Source organism: Caballeronia sp. BR00000012568055, assembly GCF_029439455.1.
Lineage (GTDB): Bacteria > Pseudomonadota > Gammaproteobacteria > Burkholderiales > Burkholderiaceae > Caballeronia.
Map to the genome: position 1 here is coordinate 20,672 of NZ_JAQFVG010000298.1, position 21,745 is coordinate 42,416.

The 21,745-nt window shown below is 62.0% G+C and carries 18 protein-coding genes; 15 read left to right on the forward strand and 3 right to left on the reverse strand.

Annotation, left to right across the window (positions count from 1 at the left end; genetic code table 11):
* The first annotated feature begins 40 nt into the window (after nucleotides 1-40).
* The 9 genes from P7F28_RS18595 to P7F28_RS18635 all read left to right on the forward strand — a co-directional run bounded on the left by P7F28_RS18595 (nucleotide 41) and on the right by P7F28_RS18635 (nucleotide 9,674).
* The gene (locus tag P7F28_RS18595) at nucleotides 41-829 is read left to right on the forward strand and encodes an AzlC family ABC transporter permease (protein WP_277186061.1); all 789 of its coding nucleotides are present in this window, start codon (nucleotides 41-43) and stop codon (nucleotides 827-829) included.
* Nucleotides 826-1,149, forward strand: a complete 324-nt coding sequence (locus P7F28_RS18600) for an AzlD domain-containing protein (protein WP_277186062.1) — start codon at nucleotides 826-828, stop codon at nucleotides 1,147-1,149. The genes P7F28_RS18595 and P7F28_RS18600 overlap by 4 nt, the downstream gene beginning before the upstream one ends.
* A gap of 372 nt (nucleotides 1,150-1,521) precedes the next feature.
* A complete protein-coding gene (locus P7F28_RS18605) occupies nucleotides 1,522-2,718 on the forward strand; it encodes a phosphoglycerate kinase (RefSeq protein WP_277186063.1) in 1,197 nt (398 codons plus the stop codon).
* A 358-nt stretch (nucleotides 2,719-3,076) separates the two neighbouring features.
* Complete coding sequence (pyk, locus tag P7F28_RS18610; RefSeq protein ID WP_277186090.1) at nucleotides 3,077-4,513, forward strand: pyruvate kinase; 1,437 nt, start codon at nucleotides 3,077-3,079, stop codon at nucleotides 4,511-4,513.
* A gap of 155 nt (nucleotides 4,514-4,668) precedes the next feature.
* Nucleotides 4,669-5,733 (forward strand): class II fructose-bisphosphate aldolase, encoded by a 1,065-nt coding sequence (fba, locus tag P7F28_RS18615; protein ID WP_277186064.1) that lies wholly within the window; start codon nucleotides 4,669-4,671, stop codon nucleotides 5,731-5,733.
* 148 nt (nucleotides 5,734-5,881) lie between these two features.
* Entirely contained in the window at nucleotides 5,882-6,772 is an 891-nt protein-coding gene (locus P7F28_RS18620; RefSeq protein WP_277186065.1) for a phosphoribosylaminoimidazolesuccinocarboxamide synthase, read from the forward strand.
* Nucleotides 6,773-6,783: 11 nt separating this feature from the next.
* Nucleotides 6,784-7,296 (forward strand): 5-(carboxyamino)imidazole ribonucleotide mutase, encoded by a 513-nt coding sequence (gene purE / locus P7F28_RS18625; protein ID WP_277186066.1) that lies wholly within the window; start codon nucleotides 6,784-6,786, stop codon nucleotides 7,294-7,296.
* Between the two features lie 125 nt (nucleotides 7,297-7,421).
* Nucleotides 7,422-8,609 (forward strand): 5-(carboxyamino)imidazole ribonucleotide synthase, encoded by a 1,188-nt coding sequence (locus tag P7F28_RS18630; protein ID WP_277186067.1) that lies wholly within the window; start codon nucleotides 7,422-7,424, stop codon nucleotides 8,607-8,609.
* Between the two features lie 33 nt (nucleotides 8,610-8,642).
* The gene (locus tag P7F28_RS18635; protein WP_277186068.1) at nucleotides 8,643-9,674 is read left to right on the forward strand and encodes an L-threonylcarbamoyladenylate synthase; all 1,032 of its coding nucleotides are present in this window, start codon (nucleotides 8,643-8,645) and stop codon (nucleotides 9,672-9,674) included.
* A gap of 119 nt (nucleotides 9,675-9,793) precedes the next feature.
* Here the strand turns inward: P7F28_RS18635 and P7F28_RS18640 are convergent, their stop codons facing one another.
* The 3 genes from P7F28_RS18640 to dacB form a co-directional block, all read right to left on the reverse strand.
* The gene (locus P7F28_RS18640; protein ID WP_277186069.1) at nucleotides 9,794-10,102 is read right to left on the reverse strand and encodes a HigA family addiction module antitoxin; all 309 of its coding nucleotides are present in this window, start codon (nucleotides 10,100-10,102) and stop codon (nucleotides 9,794-9,796) included.
* A 91-nt stretch (nucleotides 10,103-10,193) separates the two neighbouring features.
* Nucleotides 10,194-11,303, reverse strand: coding sequence for an SGNH/GDSL hydrolase family protein (locus P7F28_RS18645; protein WP_277186070.1), 1,110 nt, complete (start codon nucleotides 11,301-11,303; stop codon nucleotides 10,194-10,196).
* A gap of 269 nt (nucleotides 11,304-11,572) precedes the next feature.
* Nucleotides 11,573-13,138, reverse strand: a complete 1,566-nt coding sequence (dacB, locus tag P7F28_RS18650) for a D-alanyl-D-alanine carboxypeptidase/D-alanyl-D-alanine-endopeptidase (protein WP_277186071.1) — start codon at nucleotides 13,136-13,138, stop codon at nucleotides 11,573-11,575.
* A 224-nt stretch (nucleotides 13,139-13,362) separates the two neighbouring features.
* On the opposite strand from dacB, the gene P7F28_RS18655 reads away from it, so the two are divergent.
* The 6 genes from P7F28_RS18655 (at nucleotide 13,363) to P7F28_RS18680 (ending at nucleotide 21,705) form a co-directional block, all read left to right on the forward strand.
* Nucleotides 13,363-14,025 carry a response regulator gene (locus tag P7F28_RS18655; RefSeq protein ID WP_277186072.1) on the forward strand — a complete coding sequence of 221 codons (663 nt, stop codon included), beginning with the start codon at nucleotides 13,363-13,365 and terminating at the stop codon, nucleotides 14,023-14,025.
* Nucleotides 14,025-15,326: an ATP-binding protein gene (locus P7F28_RS18660; protein WP_277186073.1), complete on the forward strand. Its 1,302-nt coding sequence runs from the start codon at nucleotides 14,025-14,027 to the stop codon at nucleotides 15,324-15,326. The genes P7F28_RS18655 and P7F28_RS18660 overlap by 1 nt, the downstream gene beginning before the upstream one ends.
* A gap of 490 nt (nucleotides 15,327-15,816) precedes the next feature.
* Nucleotides 15,817-18,849 carry a YadA-like family protein gene (locus P7F28_RS18665; protein ID WP_368860342.1) on the forward strand — a complete coding sequence of 1,011 codons (3,033 nt, stop codon included), beginning with the start codon at nucleotides 15,817-15,819 and terminating at the stop codon, nucleotides 18,847-18,849.
* A 152-nt stretch (nucleotides 18,850-19,001) separates the two neighbouring features.
* On the forward strand, nucleotides 19,002-20,537 hold the full coding sequence (locus P7F28_RS18670) for a DegQ family serine endoprotease (RefSeq protein WP_277186075.1): 1,536 nt from the start codon (nucleotides 19,002-19,004) through the stop codon (nucleotides 20,535-20,537).
* Nucleotides 20,538-20,689: 152 nt separating this feature from the next.
* Complete coding sequence (locus P7F28_RS18675) at nucleotides 20,690-21,166, forward strand: carboxypeptidase regulatory-like domain-containing protein (RefSeq protein WP_277186076.1); 477 nt, start codon at nucleotides 20,690-20,692, stop codon at nucleotides 21,164-21,166.
* Nucleotides 21,167-21,327: 161 nt separating this feature from the next.
* Entirely contained in the window at nucleotides 21,328-21,705 is a 378-nt protein-coding gene (locus tag P7F28_RS18680) for a DUF427 domain-containing protein (RefSeq protein WP_277186077.1), read from the forward strand.
* Nucleotides 21,706-21,745 lie beyond the last annotated feature (40 nt).

Genomic DNA, 21,745 nt, shown 5'->3' on the forward strand with positions numbered 1-21,745 from the left:
CGCGCGTTCCTTCCTGCCGCGCGCGGCAACGAACCCAATCATGCTGAACCGGCTGTCCGACACCAATCGCCGCGCCTTTTTCGAAGGCTTGCGCACCTTTTCTCCCGCGTTCTGGGCCACATTCGCCTGGGGCCTCGTCACCGGCGTGGCAATGGTCAAGTCCGTGCTGACCGTGCCGCAATCGCTCGGCATGACGATCGCGGTCTACGCGGGCTCGTCGCAACTGGCGGTGCTGCCGCTGTTCGCCGCCAAATTGCCGATCTGGACCGTGCTGCTGACCGCCGCGATGGTGAATCTGCGCTTTGTCATTTTCAGCGCGGGCCTCGCGCCGCATTTCTCGTATCTGCCGCTCAGGCGGCGACTGCTGCTCGGCTATTTCAACGGCGACATCATCTATCTGATGTTTTCGAAGCGGAATTTCCCGACCGGTTTCCAGCCGGGCAAGGAAGCGTATTTCTGGGGACTGGCGATGGGAAGCTGGTTCTCGTGGCAGATTTCTTCGGTGCTCGGCATTCTGCTCGCCAGCATGATTCCCGATAACTGGGGACTCGAACTCGCCGGCACGCTCGCGCTGTTGCCGCTGATCGTTTCCGCCATCGCGACGCGCTCGACGCTGGCTGCCGTCGCCGCGGCGGGCGTCGTCGCGCTGCTGACCTTCGATCTGCCGTATCGCTTCGGCCTGCCGATCGCGGTTTTTACGGCGATGATCGTTGGCACGCTCGCGGATGTGTTTATCGAAGAGAAGGGTGGCGGGGAGCGCAAGGAGACGCGCATCGTCGTGGACAAGCCGGAAACGGATACACCTGATAGCACGGAGCAAACGCGATGAGTGCTTTCCAGATCTGGCTCGCCATCATCGGCATGGGTTTGGTCACAGCGGTGACACGCGCGTTCTTTCTTATCGGCGGTGAGCGCGCGGTGTTGCCACCGCGTATTCAGCGCGTGCTGCGTTATGCGCCTGCAGCGGCGCTCGCGGCGGTGGTCGTGCCGGACTTGCTGGAAACGCCCACGGGCTTTTCCATCGCGCTGTCGAATCATGCGTTGTGGGCCTCGCTGGCGGGGCTGGCGTATTACCTGAAGCGGCGCGGCATGCTGGGCACGATTGCCGTCGGCATGGTCGTGTTTACGCTGCTTCGGCTGATTTTTTGAGCATCAAATACGCGCCATTCCGGATTGACGGCTAAAAGCGCGCGGTCCATTCGGTTAAAATGATGGTCTTTGTCGCCGCCCGGCGACGCATATGAGCGAGGTCGAGAGTGTTCCCGGCAGTCACCGCGCATCGCTTGCACCGCTTGCATTGCTCACGAAGCTCGCAACGCCGTTCACCACGGGCAGGGTGCCGCCTGCGCCCGAACATCGCTCATCCTCTCCGCTCTCCCTGCTTTTTCGGTCCGCTGGCGCGGCCCTCTCCGCCCGCCTGACCCGCGCCGTCGCCGCTGTCCCGCATTCCCCCGATGAAGGCCACCCGCAGCACACCGGCCTTTCCCGCCCGAACCGCTTCTCTACTCTACGTTGACTCCCATGACGAAAGTACTGCGTTTCACCGACCTGATCGCCGAAGGCAAAGTCTCCGGCAAGCGCGTGTTCATCCGCGCGGATCTCAACGTGCCCCAGGACGATAACGGCAACATCACCGAAGACACGCGCGTGCGCGCATCGGTGCCGGCCATCAAGGCTGCGCTCGATGCAGGCGCCGCCGTGATGGTCACCTCGCACCTCGGCCGTCCGACCGAAGGCCAGTTCAAGCCGGAAGATTCGCTCGCGCCGGTCGCAGCGCGCCTGTCGGAACTGCTGGGCCGCGACGTGCCGCTGGTTTCCGACTGGGTCGATGGCGTGAACGTGCAGCCGGGCAATGTCGTGCTGCTGGAAAACTGCCGCGTCAACAAGGGCGAAAAGAAGAACGACGATGCGCTCGCGCAAAAGCTCGCCAAACTGTGCGATGTCTACGTGAACGACGCGTTCGGCACGGCGCATCGCGCGGAAGCGACCACGCACGGCATCGCGAAGTACGCGCCGGTGGCGTGCGCGGGCCCGCTGCTCGCCGCTGAACTGGACGCGCTCGGCAAGGCGCTCGGCAACCCGAAGCGTCCGCTGGTCGCGATCGTGGCGGGATCGAAGGTATCGACCAAGCTGACGATTTTGAAGTCGCTGGCGGAGAAGGTCGATCAGTTGATCGTCGGTGGCGGGATTGCCAACACGTTCATGCTGGCGTCGGGTTTGAAGATCGGCAAGTCGCTGGCGGAAGCGGATCTGGTCGGCGAAGCAAAAGAGATTATCGATGCAGCCCGCGCGCGCGGCGCATCGGTGCCGATCCCGAGCGATGTCGTGACGGCCAAGGAATTCGCCGCCACCGCGAAAGCCGAAACCAAGCCCGTCGCGGATGTCGCCGACGACGATCTGATTCTCGATATCGGTCCGGATACGGCCAAGGCGCTCGCGCAGCAGCTTGAAACGGCGGGCACCATCGTGTGGAACGGCCCGGTCGGCGTGTTCGAATTCGATCAGTTCGGCAACGGTACGAAGACGCTGGCGCACGCCATCGCCAATTCGTCGGCATTCTCGATTGCAGGCGGCGGCGACACGCTCGCGGCCATCGCCAAGTACGACATCGCCGATAAGGTCAGCTATATCTCGACCGGCGGCGGCGCGTTCCTCGAATTCCTGGAAGGCAAGACACTGCCTGCGGTCGAAGTGCTCGAATCGCGCGCAGGGGCTTAAGGCCTTGGCCGCCCGACAGAATCCGGTGAAGAAAGCAGTAAAGCAGGGCGCGCAAGCAGCCGGCGGCGCGCAAGAAGATGGACTGAATAACGCTCAGGAACTCGATGCCGCTGCCGAGGCGGCTCAGGTTATCGCGGAGGCGGCTCGGCCTGATGAGTCGTCTTCCGAGGAAGAAGTAACCGTACCGGAAACACCGCCCGTCATCATCGGCGGGGTGCCGGCTCACGCATTGAAGCAAATCGACAAAGCGACGCCGGCACGATCCGGCGCGCGCGCGCAACCGGTGAGCAACACCTCACTGCAAGCGCAACGTGCTCGCAGCCTTAATACGGGCGTTCCTACAGAGACGAGGAAAGACATGCATCGCGCTACCAAGATCGTTGCCACCATCGGACCGGCTTCCAGCAATCCGGACATCCTGCTTCAGATGATGCAGGCCGGACTGGACGTGGTCCGCTTCAATTTCTCCCACGGTTCCGCCGACGACCATCGTCAGCGCGCCGAATGGGTCCGCGAGGCCGCGCGCCAGGTAGGCCGCGAGGTTGCCATCATGGCGGACCTCCAAGGCCCGAAAATCCGCGTCGGCAAGTTCGAAAACAACAAGACTTTGCTGGTCGCGGGCAACACGTTCATTCTCGATGCGGGCTGCACGCTCGGCAATAACGATCGCGTCGGTCTGGACTACAAGGACCTGCCGCGCGATCTGCGTGCCGGCGACGTGCTGCTGCTCAACGACGGCCTGATCGTGCTCGACGTCACGCGCGTGATCGGTGAAGAGATTCACACGGTCGTGAAGGTCGGCGGCGAGTTGTCGAACAACAAGGGTATCAATCGGCAAGGCGGGGGGCTGACCGCGCCCGCGCTGACCGAGAAAGACATGGAGGACATCAAGACGGCGATGTCGCTCGGCGCGGATTTCGTCGCGGTGTCGTTCCCGAAGAATGCGACCGATATGGAGATGGCGCGTCAGCTTGCGAATATCGCGGGCGCGCCTTACGGCATCAAGCCGAAGATGATCGCGAAGATCGAGCGCGCCGAAGCCATTCCGGCGCTGCAAGGCATTCTCGATGCGTCCGACGGCATCATGGTCGCGCGTGGCGATCTGGCCGTGGAAGTGGGCAACGCGGCGGTGCCGGCGCTGCAAAAGCGCATGATCCGCATGGCGCGCGAGTCGAACAAGCTCGTGATCACCGCCACGCAGATGATGGAATCGATGATCCACGCGCCGGTGCCGACGCGCGCGGAAGTATCGGACGTGGCGAATGCCGTGCTCGACGGCACGGACGCGGTGATGCTGTCCGCCGAAACCGCTGCGGGTAAATATCCGGTCACGACCATCGAAACGATGGCGGCGGTGTGCGTGGAAGCGGAGAAGTCGGAAGAGTCACAGCTCGACCGCGATTTCCTCGACCGCACGTTCACGCGCATCGACCAGTCGATCGCGATGGGCGCGTTGTTCACCGCGTATCACCTCGGCGCGAAAGCCGTGGTTGCGCTGACGGAATCCGGCTCGACCGCGCTGTGGATGTCGCGCCACTGGACGCATGTGCCGATCTTCGCGCTGACGCCGCGCGTGGCGAGCGAACGCACGATGTCGCTGTATCGCAATGTCACGCCGCTGCATCTCGATACCAATATGGATCGCGATCTCGCGCTGAATCAGGCGCTGGAAGTGGTCGTGTCGAAGGGTTACGCAGCGCGCGGCGATATGGTCGTGCTGACCGTCGGCGAACCGATGGGCGCGGCGGGCGGTACGAACACGCTGAAGATCGTGCGCGTCGGCGATCATTTCTAAGAAGCATGCAGAGTCAATAAGCGCGCAGGACGACGAAGGCTCCTTTTTTAATAAAGGAGCCTTCGTCAGTCATAGGCATCTAAAAAGCCGAAAGCCGCCTTAGAGCGGAATCATGTGCGCCAAAGAATTCGTTTTACCTTTGGAGTCTCACCACAATGCCTCTCGTATCAATGCGTCAATTGCTGGATCACGCAGCCGAACACAGCTACGGTCTCCCGGCTTTCAATGTCAACAATCTCGAACAGGTTCAGGCCATCATGCAGGCCGCGCACGAAGTCGGCGCGCCGGTCATCATGCAGGCGTCCGCTGGTGCGCGTAAGTACGCGGGCGAAGCGTTTCTGCGTCATCTGATCGAAGCGGCGGTCGAGTCGTATCCGCATATTCCGGTCGTGATGCATCAGGATCACGGGCAATCGCCGGCTGTCTGCATGGCCGCGATCCGCTCGGGTTTCACCAGCGTGATGATGGACGGCTCGCTCGAAGCAGACGGCAAGAGCGTGGCATCGTATGAGTACAACGTCGCGGTGTCGAAGCAGGTTGTGGAGTTTTCGCACTCCATCGGCGTCACGGTCGAAGCTGAGCTGGGCGTGCTCGGCTCGCTCGAAACCATGAAGGGCGACAAGGAGGACGGCCACGGCGCGGAAGGCACCATGACGCGCGAGCAGTTGCTTACCGACGTCGAACAGGCCGCCGACTTCGTCAAGCAGACGCAGTGCGATGCGTTGGCCATTGCCATCGGCACGTCGCACGGCGCGTACAAGTTCTCCAAGAAGCCGACGGGCGATATTCTCGCCATCGAGCGGATCAAGGAGATTCACCAGCGCATTCCGAACACGCACCTCGTCATGCACGGTTCGTCGTCGGTGCCGCAGGAATTGCTGGCGGAAATCCGCGAATTCGGCGGCGATATGAAGGAAACCTACGGCGTGCCGGTTGAAGAAATTCAGGAAGGCATCAAGTTCGGCGTGCGCAAGGTGAATATCGATACCGACCTGCGCCTCGCGATCACCGGCGCGATCCGCCGCTTCATGTTCGAAAACCCGTCGAAGTTCGATCCGCGCGACTTCCTCAAGCCCGCGCGCGAAGCGACCAAGGAAATCTGCCGCCAGCGTTACATGCAGTTCGGCTGCGAAGGCATGGCCGGCAAGATCAAGCCGATTCCGCTCGACAAGATCGCCGAAAAGTACAAGTCCGGCGAGCTGGCGCAGATCGTGAAATGAGACTGATCTGATTCCGGCGTCATTTGTAAAGTAAAATCAACGGGTTCCGGGTTCGGAGCCCGTTCGCTTTTTCTCTCGTTTTTTGTTCGGCACACTCGTCGCCGCTTTGCAGCCCAAAGCGGCGAATCACTTTTTCCGGTACACGACGATGTCCACGTTATACGAATCCACGATCAAATCGCTGCCGCTGCTCGGCCGCGGCAAGGTCCGCGACAACTACGCCGTCGGTCAGGACAAGCTCCTGATCGTCACGACCGACCGCCTTTCCGCATTCGATGTCGTCATGGGCGAGCCGATTCCGAACAAGGGCCGCGTGCTGAACACCATGGCCGACTTCTGGTTCGAGAAGCTGGGCCATATCGTGCCGAATCACAATACGGGCATCGATCCGGCGACGGTGGTATCGGCGGAAGAAGCGGAACAGGTGAAGGGCCGCGCGGTGGTCGTCAAGCGCCTGGAGCCGATTCTGGTCGAAGCCGTGGTGCGCGGTTATCTCGCGGGCAGCGGCTGGAAGGACTATCAGGCGACGGGTTCGGTCTGCGGCGTGGAATTGCCGCCGGGTTTGCAGAACGCGCAAAAGCTGCCCGAGCCGATCTTCACGCCCGCCGCGAAGGCCGAAATGGGCCATCACGACGAAAACATCACCTACGATGACATGGAACGCCGGATCGGCACGGAGCTGTCCGCGACGATCAAGCGCATTTCCATCGAGCTGTACAAGGCGGCGGCGGAGTTCGCGGCGACGCGCGGCATCATCATCGCGGATACGAAGTTCGAATTCGGGCTGGATAACAAGGGCGAGCTGTATCTGATGGACGAAGTGCTCACCGCCGATTCGTCGCGCTTCTGGCCTGCGGACGGTTATCAGGTCGGCACCAATCCGCCGTCGTTCGATAAGCAGTTCGTGCGCGACTGGCTGGAAACGCAGCCGTGGAAGAAGGAGCCGCCCGCGCCGAAGTTGCCGGATGAGGTGATCGCCAAAACGTCGGAGAAATATCAGGAAGCGTTGCAACGCCTGACCGGCCAGACGCTTGATTGAGTAAGACGACGATGACGAACGAAGCACATACGCATAACGCGCCGCTCGTCGGCGTATTGATGGGTTCCAGTTCCGACTGGGACGTGATGAAGAACGCCGTCGCCATGCTTCAGGAATTCGGCGTGCCGTACGAAGCGAAGGTTGTCTCCGCGCATCGCATGCCGGACGAAATGTTCGCCTACGCGGAAAGCGCGCGTGAACGCGGTCTGCAAGCGATTATCGCGGGAGCGGGCGGCGCGGCGCATTTGCCGGGCATGCTGGCGGCGAAGACCACTCTGCCGGTGCTCGGCGTGCCGGTGGCAAGCAAGTATCTGAAGGGCGTCGATTCGCTGCATTCGATCGTGCAGATGCCCAAGGGCGTGCCGGTCGCGACGTTCGCTATCGGTGAAGCGGGCGCGGCTAACGCGGCGCTGTTCGCGGTATCGATTTTGAGCGTGACGGATGCGCGCTATGCCGAAGCGCTCGCCGCGTTTCGCGTGAAGCAGAATCAGGCAGCACACGATATGTCGTTGCCGCCGCTTTGATCGTTTTTTCGATGCGCCGTCCATGGTCGGCGCATCCCACTTTGCTGTTCTGAAACGCCCGAAAGCACGAAGAAGCCGCACGCGTCGCCCACAGTCCGCAACGTAGTCCCCACGTTCAGCCCACGATGAACCCACAATCCTCCCCAATCTCCCCGATTTTGCCCGGCGCCTGGCTCGGCATGGTCGGCGGCGGCCAGCTTGGCCGCATGTTCTGCTTCGCCGCGCAGTCGATGGGCTATCGCGTCGCCGTGCTCGATCCCGATCAGACCAGTCCCGCAGGCGCGGTCGCCGATCGGCATATTCGCGCGGCGTATGACGATAAGGCTGCGTTGACCGAACTTGGCCGGCTGTGTGCGGCTGTATCGACGGAATTCGAAAATGTGCCGGCTGCCAGCCTCGAATTTCTCGCGACTTGCACGTTCGTCAGTCCTGCGGCGAGCTGTGTGGCGATTGCGCAGGATCGGGTGGCGGAGAAGCGGTTTATTGCGGAATCGGGCGTGCCGGTCGCGCCGCATGTGGTGATCGAGTCGTCGGCGGCGCTTGATGCATTGGCTGACGAGAAGATCGCCGCCGTGCTGCCGGGCATTCTCAAGACCGCGCGACTGGGCTACGACGGCAAAGGACAGGTGAGCGTGCGCAATGTGCAGGAAGTGCGCACGGCGTATGCGTCGCTGTCGGGCGTGGCGTGCGTGCTGGAAAAGCGCATGCCGCTTAAGTACGAAGTGTCCGTGCTGATCGCGCGTGGCAGCGATGGCAAGTCCGCCGTGTTCCCCCTCGCGCAGAATTCGCATGTGGGCGGCATTCTGGCCAAGACCGTGGTGCCCGCGCCGGATGCATCGGATTCGCTGGTCGCGCAGGCGCAGGACGCGGCGCTGACGATTGCTGCAAAGCTCGGTTACGTAGGCGTGCTGTGCGTCGAATTTTTCGTGCTGGAAGACGGGTCGCTGATCGCCAATGAAATGGCCCCGCGCCCGCACAATTCCGGCCACTATACAGTCGATGCCTGCGCCACCAGCCAGTTCGAGCAGCAAGTGCGCGCGATGACCGGCATGCCGCTCGGCGATACGCGCCAGCATTCGCCCGCCGCGATGCTGAATCTGCTCGGCGATATCTGGTTCGATGGCAAGAAGTCGCGCCCGCCCGCGTGGCCCGAAGTCGCATCGATGCCTGCCGCGCGGTTGCATCTGTACGGCAAGGAGGAAGCGCGTCCGGGCCGCAAAATGGGGCATATCAACTTCACGGCGGCGACGCTTGAAGAGGCGCGCACGGCGGCGCGCGACTGTGCGCGCATGCTGCATATCGCGCTTGATTAAGATTTTCCGTAGTTTCTTTTGTAGTTCGATGCAATGACCATCATCCATCCGAGCGCCGCGCAGATCGACGAAGCCGCGGCGCTGCTCGATGCCGGCGAACTCGTCGCCTTTCCGACCGAAACCGTCTACGGACTCGGCGGTGACGCCGAAAATCCCGATGCCATCGCGCGAATTTATGCGGCGAAGGGCAGGCCTGCGAATCATCCGGTGATCGTGCATCTCGCGCCCGAAGCCGATCCGGGTTATTGGGTGCGCGCGCTTCCCGCTGACGCACAAAAACTGATCGATGCCTTCTGGCCCGGACCTCTGACGCTGATTCTCAAGCGTGCTGACCATATTCCCGCTGCGGTGAGCGGCGGACAGGATTCGGTCGGCGTGCGGTGTCCGTCGCATCCGGTGGCGCAGGCGTTGCTGTCGGCGTTTCATCGGCGGCGCGTGGGAACGGGGAAGCAGGGCGGCGTGGCGGGGCCATCGGCGAATCGGTTCGGGCATGTCAGTCCGACGACCGCGCAGCATGTGCGCGAGGAATTCGGTAACGCCGTGCATGTCGTCGATGGTGGTGCGGCGGACGTCGGTATCGAATCGACTATTTTGGATTTGTCGCGTGGGTTTCCGGCGTTGCTGCGGCCGGGTCATGTGAGTCCGCAGCAGATCGCAGATGTGATCGGCCGGCCGCCGCGTTTGCCCGATGGCAGCGATGCAACTGCGCCGAGGGCATCGGGGACGCTGAAGGCGCATTACGCGCCGCGCACGCCTTTGGTTTTGCTGCCGTTTGAGTCGTTAGAACCGCTGATTGCTTCGTTCGATCGGGCGAGTGGGAAGAAGGTAGCGCTGGTGGCGCGGCCATCGAGTGCGGGGGAATGGGCGCATGCGGGGCACGTGCACTTCATCGCCGCGCCGGAAGATCCGCAGAGCTATGCGCGCGAGTTGTATGGCTTGCTGCGCGCGCTGGATCGGGCGAATGTCGAGCGGATTTTGATCGAGAAGCTGCCGGAGACGATGGAGTGGATTGCTGTTAATGATCGGTTGGGACGGGCGGCGGCGGCGTTTGAGGCGGCGGAGTGAGGGCTCGATGCGCGCCGGTTGCTCCGCGTATGCGGAGATTGAACCATGCCTGAAGCATTGGAAACACGATCGTCGAGGGGTTTCTCCGCGTGCGCGGATTTTGTTGCCCGTTCTAAACCTTAAGCGTGCTTGACCTCGCGCGGAGTGACTTCGCGTTCGATCCGACGCACAAGTTCACGTTCCGCGATCTTCATGTCGTACGTGACCTGAAGATTCATCCATGTCTGAGCGTCACCGCCGAAATAACGCGCGAGGCGAAGTGCTGTATCCGGCTTGACGCCTCGCCGCTCGCGAACGATGTCGTTGATGCGGCTGGGTGGGACGTGTAACGCACCTGCAAGCGCGTTCGCATTCATTCCCAACGGTGCGAGGTAATCCTCGCGCAGAATTTCGCCCGGATGGACCGGACGCATATCGTTCTTGAACATCTAACACCTCGTTTTAGTGTCCGCTTCCCGCGAACACAAAAAAACCGCCCGGCAGTCCCTCGCCGGGCGGCTCTTTACCACTCTAAAAAACTTACTTCCCCAACCCCGACTTCGCCACGACCTGCTCCGCCGTCTGCGCATAAAGCGCATGCAGATGCGTGGTCGGATGCACGGTATCGGCGTACATGTAGGTTTGATCCGCGCCCGCGACCGTCAGCGTTTCCGGCGAACAGAACAAGGACGTCGCGAACGCCTGCGGATTCGGCTCGCCGAACTTCGCTGCCGCCGCCGCCATCGCTTGCAGATTACACGCCGTGCCCGTGTTCGATACCGTGAACCCGTACTGTCCGAAGTTCGCGGTAATGTTCGCCAGCGGCGCGACGATATCGAGGTAAATCACCTTCGACATCAGCCCGGCCTGCGTCAACGCGCCCGCCAACACTTGATTGAACCCCAGCGATGCCTGCGACAACTGTGCCTTGCCCGTCGCACTGCTCATCATGCCTTGCGGCGTCGTGCCAATATCCGGTACATCCGACACCAACACGTGCGTCGCGCCGCTCTGCAAGACCTTGCCGACGACGCCCGCCAGATCGATCGCCGCCTGCTGAATGGCAGCGCTCGCAGCCGTCGGTGTGATCGCACCGGCTTGCGCCGCTTGCAGGTTGTAGAGGATATCGTTCGCGCCGCCGTTGATGATCACGAGCTGATTCGAATTGAAGCTGCCGTGCGCCGCGAGGTAATTGGTCACCTGCTGGACGACCGGCACCGTCAGCGCGCCGGAATAATCCGCCGCATTCGTCGTGTTGTGACCAATGCCGATCGGGTTCGTCACACGCGATCCGCCCTGCGCGTAACCCATCCCCGATTGCGTCACCGGCGCGACGCCAAAGCCGCCCGTCATCGCGGGCGTGAGCGTATCGCCGTAATACTGCGCGACGTTCTGCACCCAGACCTGACCCGGATTCGTCGTGAATCGCCCGCCGCCGAAGTTGGCCGCCGCGACCGGCGCGTACGTGCCGACATCGGACAAACTGTCGCCGAACGAGACGATCTGGAGTTTGACGCCGCCAGCGGGCGTCGAATTGTTGTTGTCGTCGCCGCCACCGCCGCAGGCAGCGATGAATGCGAATGCGGCGCTCGCGGTTGCGATGCGCGCGTAGCGTGCCCAGGCGGCGCGCGTCGATGCTTGCTTCTTCATGGACCTCGTCTCCGATCTTCGGTGTTTTTGTCTCGGCGCGGCGTCGGCGTCATGTCGGCCGACATCCGATCCTGCATCGCATTGTGACGCATGCACGCGCGATGTCGAGTCGTCCGGCATCGAACGATCGATCGGCCGGGCGCCGTGCACGACAGCGTACACGGCGCGCGAGCCTTATCGGGCGGGACTTCGTAGAAGAAATCTTCGGTAGAAGCTCAGGCACGCGCGGGTTTCGGCGGATTGCCGATTTCCCGCAGGCGTGCTTGGCGCTACTCGATTTCGCCCGTTTTGCGCGCGCCTTCGTAGACCCATTCGAGCAGCGCATCGTGCGCGGCGCGGGCCGCTTCCGCGCGCGGATCGTTGATGAAGCTCACTACGACGTAGCTCTCGCCGTTCGCCGCGCCGACATAACCGGCGATCGCCCGCACATCGCGCAAGGTGCCGGTCTTGATGTGCGCGTTGCCGAGCGCGCCTGCGTTGGTGAGACGGTTGCGCATGGTGCCATCGACACCGGCAATCGGCAGCGATTCGACGAAGACCTGTGCCACCGGACTGGCGTTCGCGGCCTGCAAAAGATCGGCCATCGACGCGGCGCTGATGTGCTCATCGCGTGATAAACCCGAGCCGTTGTCGAGCACGAGACCGTTCATCGGCAGGGCGCTGCGGCGCAGGAAGGCCTGAATCGCGTTGGCGGATTTCGCGGTCGTCGCGGGCGGTTTCGATTGCACCGCGCCGATGGTCAGAAACAGATTGCGCGCCATCACGTTATTGCTGAACTTGTTGATGTCGCGCACGACATCGGACAAGACGGGGCTTCGGTGCGTGCCGACCAGCCGCGCCGATGAAGGCGTCGGGCCTTCGCGCGTGGTGCCCTGGAATGTGCCGCCGGTCTGCTTCCACAGCGCGAGGAAACCGCCTGCGAAGAACGTCGAATGATCGAGCGCGGCCACGTTCACGGTGCGCGAGCCGCAACGCAACGGATAGTCGCCGATAAACGATGCCTGCACGAAGCCGCCCTGCGTCTGCGCCACGCTCGGCGACGCCGCCTGCAACGATCCCGTGCACGCGCCGCGCGTCACGCGCAATTCGTTATCGATCTGCAATTGCGCGAGTTGCGGCAGCACGTCGATCGATACTTGCCCGTCTTCGTTCGGCGTCAACGTGAAGGACAGCGATTTAAACGCGTAGAGCAGCGGATCGGGACCGACGTTGTAGGGCGCGGAATCGTCGTTGTCGAAGGCGGGCAGATCGCGCGTGGAGGCATCGAAATAACGCTTGTCGAGCACCAGCCCGCCATCGATTCCGGTGATGCCGTTCTTGCGAATCTGATCGACCAGATCGATCAGTTCTTCGGGCACGAGTTTGGGATCGCCCGTGCCCTGAATGTACAGATTGCCGTGCAGAATGCCTTGCGGATCGACCTGGCCGTCGGCGTACGCGGTGGTTTTCCAGCGATAGTCGGGACCGAGCAGCGACAAACCGGAATACGTCGTCACCAGCTTCATGGTCGATGCGGGCAGCATCGGCTCGTTTGCATTCACGGACACCAGCGGCGCCGGCGCGCCGATCCGCTGCACGACCACGCTCATCGACGAAAGCGGCACGTGGGCGCGGGCGAGCGCGGCCATCACCGAAACGGGAAGCGGGCCGCTTGGTACGCGGACCTTCGATTTAGCAGGCTTGCGTGCAGCGCGTTCGGGCGCGTGCTTTTGTCCCTCGGATTTCGAACCGCCGCCGCGCGCATACGCTGCGGGCGATTGAACGAGTGCGGCACTGGCGATCGTCACGCACAGCGCGACGGACAGAGAGCGGAATGCAGGCAGAAAAAGCGGCATGGACGATCGTTTTTTGAGCGTGAAGGTTGAGGCCACGCCGCGCGCCTCGGTCGATGCCGGCACGGGCGAAGCGGCTATTGTAGACAAGCCGCCTTGCGAAAATCGTACGAATACGTCGATGCTCCGCTGTCCTTGCAATTTGCGTTAAGTCCGGTTTAAGGCCCGCGCGGATAAAATTCATTGCGGCCCGAATGCCGCTCCCTCAATCACGAACAGACGATGCCATGCGAATCCTGCTTGTCGAAGATGATCGAATGATCGCCGAAGGCGTGCGCAAGGCACTGCGCGCGGATGGCTTCGCGGTGGACTGGGTACAGGACGGCGAGGCGGCGCTGACAGCCGTGAGCGGCGAGTCCTACGATCTGATGCTGCTCGATCTCGGCCTGCCCAAACGCGACGGCCTCGACGTGCTCAAGACGCTGCGCGCACGCGCGAACGCCTTGCCCGTGCTGGTCGTCACCGCGCGCGATGCAATCGCTGATCGCGTGAAAGGGCTGGACGCGGGCGCGGACGATTACCTCGTCAAACCCTTCGATCTCGATGAACTCGGCGCACGCATGCGCGCGCTGATTCGCCGTCACGCGGGGCGCGGCGAATCGCTGGTGCGGCATGGCGAACTGACGCTCGATCCGGTCGGCCATCAGGTGACGCTTTCGGGTGCGCCGGTATCGCTGTCGGCGCGCGAATTCGCCTTGCTCGAAGCGCTGATGGCGCGGCCGGGCGCAGTGTTATCGAAGAGTCAGCTCGAAGAAAAAATCTACGGCTGGGGCGAGGAAATCGGCAGCAACACGGTGGAGGTGTACATCCACTCGCTGCGCAAGAAACTCGGCGCGGATTTGATCCGAAACGTGCGCGGCCTGGGCTACATGGTCGCGAAGGACGCCTGATGCGGTCGATCCGCCGAACGCTGCTGATCTGGCTGCTCGCGCTGGTGATTTTTGGCGTGGGTATCGCGGGATGGCTCATCTATCGGCAAGCGCTCGCCGAAGCCAACGAACTGTTCGATTACCAGCTTCAGCAGATTGCGGCGGCGTTGCCGTCGGAGCCGTTTTCGGGCGTGCTGACCTCGCGCAGCGAGAGCGATGAAGGCGTCGTGATCCAAATCTGGAATCGCAATGGCGTGCTGATGTACTACTCGCATCCGCGCGTGCCGCTTGCGCCGCACGCGGAACTCGGCTTCTCCACGGAAATGACGCCGCGCGGCGAATGGCGCGTGTATAGCGCGATCGTCGGCGATAACGTGGTGCAACTCGCGCAGCCTTTGTCGATACGCAATCGCGTGGCGGCGGGCGTCGCGTGGCGCACGTTGTGGCCGCTCGTGCTGCTGCTGCCGCTGCTGGGTCTGGCAATCTGGGTGATCGTCGGACGCGGACTCGCGCCTTTGCAACGCGTCACGCGCGCGCTCGACACGCGTCATCCCGATGCCCTCGATCCGCTCTCCGATCAACGTCTGCCGCAGGAAGTGCGGCCCGTGGTGCGCGCGTTGAACGCGCTGCTATCGCGCCTATCGACCGCGCTCGATACCCAAAAAGCCTTCGTCGCCGATGCCGCGCACGAACTGCGCACGCCGCTTGCCGCCGTGCAGATTCAGGCGCAACTCGTTGCGCGCGCACAGGACGACGACACGCGCCGCGAAGCGCTTGCCGATCTGCACGAAGGCATCGCGCGCGCGACGCGGCTGGCGGAGCAATTGCTCGCGCTGGCGCGTTCGGAGCCGGACGGCAAGGGCGTCGCAACGCGTGTCGATTTGCACGCCTTGCTCGACGATTGCGTGCGCGCGTATGTGCTGGTTGCGCAGGAACGCGGCGTGGATCTGGGCATTGAATCGAGCGAAGCGGCGAGCGTTATCGGCGATGCCGATTCGCTGCGCGTGATGTTCAACAATCTCATTGATAACGCGACGAAGTACACGCCGAAGGGCGGGCGCGTGGATGTGTGTCTGAAAGCAAACGACGGCCATCCGATCGTCGAAATTTCCGATACGGGGCCCGGCATTCCGGAAGCAGAACGAGAACGCGTGTTCGACCGGTTTTATCGCGTGGGCGAGGGTGAATATCGTGCGCGTACGGATATCGCTGGCAGCGGGCTTGGACTGGCGATCGTGCGGCGCATTGCCATTCAGCATGATGCGGTTGTCTCGCTGAGCGAATCGACGGCGGGCGGACTAAAAGTGATCGCGCAATTTTGATTGTCTTTGATCGTATAGCGTGAAAGTTTGAAGTAAAAGTCGTGAAGCAGAGAAGGGCAGCCATTATTTAGTAATGGCTGCCTTTTTTATTTTTGATCTTCCGTGAACGACGCGATTTTGAAACTGAAGTACGAGTTTTGAAAGGTTGAGGAAGGAAATAACAGCGACTGATTATCGAAAATGATTTAAATCGTCTTTAATCGCAGCCAAAAATAATACAATCACAAAGCGTGTCTTAATTCATACGTGCCTGAATATAAGGGCTTTTGTATGCTCAATAACAATTAAAATATGATATTCGATGCCTTTGATACTAAGCTATCCTGCACAAGGTAAACGCGATATTCATCGAGCACGGAATAGGAAAAGTTTTACGCGACTTTTCCGGGGGATTCGTTTGCCCGATTAATTCGCTTAGTTTCCCTGAGTCGTATTGTGGCCGAGCGCTATTTGATTGCATTCTGTCCGACTGGTGAATCACATGTTTTCCATGAACAAAACTTTTCGGGTTATTTGGAATACGGTGACTGCCACTTGGATCGTGGCGTCAGAACCTGCGATCAATCGCAAAAAGCAAATCGATGTAAAGCGCGCATTCGCCATGTCGATCCGTCGCGGTTTAATCGTGAGCATCGTCGGTCCGGCGTTGAACTTCGCAAGCCAGGGCGCAATGGCGTCTAGCGGCGCTTTCGTCGCGTGCGCCGACGACAACACTGCCTATGGCGTGGGTTCAGGGGGCGGCGCCGTGCTGGCCCCTTGCTCAACCTCCGTCTATTACTGGGGCCTTTTCACCGATACCGGTCCCAATGGTCAAACGCTTGGAACCGCATCAAAGGTTTATCTCACCGGCAACAAGGACGGCACGATGAGCGTGTTCGCCATCAACGGAGTGAACATACTCAGCACGGTGAACATGAACAACTTCAAGATCACCGGACTGGCTCCCGGTGTGGCGAATACCGATGCCGTGAACGTGTCGCAGTTGAACACGACCAATGCTGCCGTGGCTCAGAACGCGACGAACACCACCAATCTGACGAACCAGATCAACAACGGAACGATCGGTCTCGTGCAGCAGGCGGCGGCGGGCGCGAATCTGACGGTTGGCGCAGCTACGGACGGCACAGCAGTCGATTTCGCCAACGTGAACGGCGCGACGCGCACGCTACAAAACGTGACGGCGGGCGTGGCGGCCACGGACGCGGTGAACATGTCGCAACTGAACGCGACCAACGCAAACGTGGCGCAGAACACGAGCAATATCAGCGCGATCAACAGCACGCTGAGCAACGCGGTGACGTACGACTCATCGGCGCATAACGTGGTGACGCTGGGCATCGCAGGCACGCCGGTGCAATTGACGAACGTGCAGAGCGGCGCGTTGTCGGCTGCGAGCACGGACGCGGTGAACGGCTCGCAGTTGTACGCGACCAATCAGCAAGTCGCGCAAAACACGACGAACATTGCCGGTAACACGACGGCCATCAGCAATCTGACGAACCAGATCGACAGCGGCACGATCGGTCTCGTGCAACAGCCTGCGCCGGGCGCAAATCTGACGGTTGGCGCAGCCACCGACGGCACAGCGGTCGATTTCGCCGATAAGAACGGCGCAACGCGCACGCTACAAAACGTGACGGCAGGCGTGGCGGCGACCGACGCGGTGAACATGTCGCAACTGAACGCGACCAACGCGAACGTGGCACAGAACACCAGCGATATCGGCACGATCAACAGCGCGATCACGTCGATAAACAGCACGCTAAGCAACGCAGTGACGTACGACTCATCGGCGCATAACGTGGTGACACTGGGCACCGCAGGCACACCGGTGCAATTGACGAACGTGCAAAGCGGCGCGTTGTCGGCTGCAAGCATGGATGCCGTGAACGGCTCGCAGTTGTACGCGACCAATCAGCAGGTCGCGCAAAACACGACCGACATCACCAACATCACGAACCAGGTCAACAACGGCGAAATCGGCCTCGTGCAACAGGACGCGACCACGCGCACCATCACCGTGGCGAAAAGCACCGACGGCACGACAGTCGATTTCACCGGCACGCAAGGCGCGCGCCTTCTGGATGGCGTGGCGAACGGCGCGGTCAATGCGAGCAGCAAGCAGGCGGTGAACGGCTCGCAACTGTATGCGCTCGCCAGTTTCACGGCTGCATCGCTCGGCGGCGGCTCGACGGTGAATACCGATGGCTCGATCACCGCGCCCGTGTACACCGTCGGCGGAACGACCGTGAACAACGTCGGCGATGCGATCAGCAATATCGATGGCCGCACGACGCAGAACACGACGCAAATCACCACGATCGCCAACCAGCTCGACAACGGCGAAATCGGCCTGGTTCAGCAAGACCCGGTGACGCGCAATATCAATGTGGCGGCAAATACCGATGGCGGCATCGTCAATTTCACGGGGCTTGCGGGGGCGCGCGTGCTGGAAGGCGTGGCGAACGGCGCAGTGACGAGCACGAGCAGGCAGGCGGTGAACGGCTCGCAACTGTATGCGCTCGCCAGTTCCACGGCGGCGTCGCTCGGCGGCGGCTCGACCGTGAACAGCGATGGCTCCGTCACCGCGCCGACGTACACCGTCAACGGTCAGACCGTGAACAGCGTGGGCGCGGCCGTCTCGAACCTGGACGGCCGCGTGACGCAGAACACGGCGGCCATTGCGGGTCTCAACTCGAATGTGACGCAGAACACATCGGATATCGCGAGTCTGACGACCAGCGTGACGAACAATACGACGCAAATCGCGAAGAACACATCGGACATCACCAACATCACCAATCAGCTCAACGGTGGCGGAGTGGGCGTGGTGAAGCAGGATCTGGGATCGCGCAATATCGAGGTTGCCAGAAACACCGACGGCAAGGTCGTCGATCTCACCGGCACGCAAGGCACGCGCACGGTGACCGGCCTGACGGCGGGCGCGCTTTCCGCGAGCAGCACGGATGGCGTCAACGGTTCGCAGCTCTATGCGACCAACCAGCAACTCGCCAGCCTCGTGAGCGCGACATCGGTGATTGCATCGTCGGGCACGGGCACGCCGGCCGTCGCGAGCGGCTCGGGTTCGATAGCGATGGGCAACGGCGCGATTGCATCGGGCAACAATTCGGTTGCGATCGGCAGCGGGTCGGTGGCCAGCGAAGACAACTCGGTCTCGATGGGTTCACCGGGCAACGAGCGCCGCATCACGAATGTCGCGCCGGGCGTCAACGGCACCGACGCGGTGAATGTGAATCAACTGTCCACGGTGCTGGGCAGCGTGAATTCGGTCGCGAGTGCGGCTTTCGCGGGCGTCGCGGCTGCCATGGCGATGCCGAATCTCACGCCGAGCGCGCCGGGCAAGATCCTGGTCGCCGCGGGCGCCGCGAACTACAAGGGCTACTCCGCGATGGGACTCGGCGGGACGTATCGCTCGGAGAACGGGCGCTGGCTGGTCAACGGCGCGTTTTCGACGACCGGTCACGACACGGGCGTGCGCGCGCAGATCGGCTACGAGTTCTGAAACCAGCGTGAAAGTCGCCCGTAAATGACGTGTACATCGGTTTAAGAGACGTTTAAGCGACGCCCCGTAATCTTGCTCCATCGAAAAAGCGCGCTGCTTTTTCAACCTTTTTCAATTCAATCAGGCAGCGCATCCCTCGTCAGGAGCACACGATGAAATCGAAGATCCTCACCCGCAGCGCCGCCGCAGTGGCCGTCGCCGTTGCCGTATCGGCGGGCTACGTGGCCGGTCATAACAATGTGCCTGCGCCGCAGGTCATCGCGCCCGCGCAAGCGGCGATGATGCCCGCCGAAGCCGCGGCCAAGACCGGTATCCCCGATTTCTCCGGTCTCGTCGAAACCTACGGTCCGGCCGTGGTGAACATCAGCGCGAAACACGTCGTCAAGCAGACGGCGCAGCGTCGCGGCGGTGGCAATGGCAACGGCAACGCCAATCAGGTGCCGATGGATCCCGACGATCCTTTCTACCAGTTCTTCAAGCGCTTCTACGGCAACGTGCCCGGCCTGGGCGGCGGTGGCGGCGATGGCGGCTCCGGCGCGGATCGTCCGAGCGAAGGGCTGGGTTCGGGCTTTATCGTCAGCAGCGATGGCTACATTCTCACCAACGCGCACGTCGTCGATAACGCCAATGTCGTCACGGTCAAGCTGACGGACAAGCGCGAATATCGCGCGAAGGTGATCGGCGCGGACAAGCAGTCGGACGTCGCGGTGCTGAAGATCGACGCGAAGGATCTGCCGACCGTGAAGATCGGCGATCCGAACGGCAGCAAGGTCGGCCAGTGGGTGGTGGCGATCGGCTCGCCTTACGGGTTCGATAACACCGTGACCTCGGGCATCATTAGTGCGAAATCGCGCGCGCTGCCGAACGAGAATTACACGCCGTTCATCCAGACCGATGTGCCGGTGAATCCGGGTAATTCGGGCGGGCCGCTGTTCAATCTGCAGGGCGAAGTAATCGGCATCAATTCGATGATCTATTCGCAGACCGGCGGCTTCCAGGGTCTTTCGTTCGCCATCCCGATCAACGAAGCGATCAAGGTGAAGGACGCGATCATCAAAACCGGTCACGTCGATCGCGGCAGGCTCGGCGTGACGGTGCAGGGCATGAATCAGACGCTGGCGAATTCGTTCGGCATGAAGTCGCCGGCGGGCGCGCTGGTGAGTTCGGTCGAGCCGGGCGGTCCGGCGGCGAAGGCGGGCTTGCAGCCGGGCGATGTGATCACCGCGCTCAATGGCGCACCGGTCGCGGATTCGACGTCGCTGCCGGCGCAGGTCGCGGGCTTGGCGCCGGGTACATCGGCGAAGGTGACGGTGTGGCGCGATAAAAGCGCGAAGGATCTGGACGTGACCATCGGCGCATTGAAGGACGCGAAGACCGCGAGCGCCAATGCCAACGGCGACGATGGCGGCGCGAGCGCGCAGGACGCGCGTCTGGGCGTGGCGGTGCGGCCGTTGACGCCGGAAGAGAAGCAGCAGGGTTCGGTGTCGCGCGGTCTGCTCGTGCAGCAGAGCAACGGCGCGGCGGCGAACGCGGGCATCCAGCCGGGCGACGTGATTCTCGCGGTCAACGGCCAGCCGGTCACTTCACCGCAGCAATTGAAGGCGATGATCTCGAAAGCCGGCGACAGCATCGCGCTGTTGATCCAGCGTGACGATGCGCAGATCTTCGTTCCAGTCGATCTCGGCTAACCCGCGCACTTGACGATCCACAAGGCGATGCGGGCACGAAGCATGCTCCAGCGTGCTTCGGTGCCCCATCGCGTGATCTCCACGCATCGGGCGTAACGTCGCCTTTTACGTAGTACGCGGCGGCATCGGATAAAGGAGAGGAGAAAACGACGATGATGAACAAGACCACGGGAAAGATTGCAGTTGCATTGATCACGGCGGCGCTCGCGGGTGGCGCGTGGGCGCAGGCATCGGGCACGACCAGCGGCGGCACCAGCGATACTTCGAGCGCCGGCAACACCAACGGCGGCGGTCTGCCGCAAATCCAGCAACAAGGCGATGTGTCGTACACGTCGGGCGGCGTGGGACTGGATGAATCGCATGCGCTGCAACGGGAACAGGCGCATTGGCCGCTTTCATTGCGATTCACGGGACCGACGGCGGATTATCTGTCGAACGTGCATGTGCGGATTACCGGCAGCAAAGGCGAAGTGCTGAACGCCGAATCGATGGGACCGTACATGCTGGTGAAACTACCGGCGGGCAGCTACACGATCGCCGCAAAATACAAGGATCAGGAAAAGAAGCAAACCGTCGCGGTTTCCGGTCCGGGCAAGGCGAAAGCGGCCTTCCACTGGAGCATTCAGTAAGCGCGCAACAATCGCCTGAGGTCGGCGCAATCACCGCAACCCGACGGGCGAAACTTGTCTCATAATTAAGCCACGAGCTTGCCGTCGCGCTCGTGGCTTTTTTAGTAAGAGATCGCCTGAAAGCAGACGCAAGTAGGCGCAAGCACGCCGGAGGACACACGATGACCACGGACCTGAACGACGGCCACGAAGCAGCGCATCGCATCGCGATCAAGCCGAACGGCCGGCGCTGCCGCGTGATCCATCAGGGCGTCACCTATGCCGATACCCACGCCGCGCTTACGCTCGCCGAAGCAGGCGCGGAAAACGTGCATTATTTCCCGCGCGCCGACGTCAACATGGCGCGTCTCGAACGGTCGATCCATACCTCGCATTGCCCGATCAAGGGTCAGGCGACGCACTACCACTTGCTGACGGAAGACGGTCCCGTCGAAAACGCCGCGTGGAGTTACGAATCCCCGAGCGATGCCGCCGTGCAGATCAAAGGCTATCTGGCTTTTTATCGCGGGCGGGTGGATCGCATCGACGAGACTTCCTAGGCGAGTTGCCGTACAGACGCATTACGCCGATTACGCGATA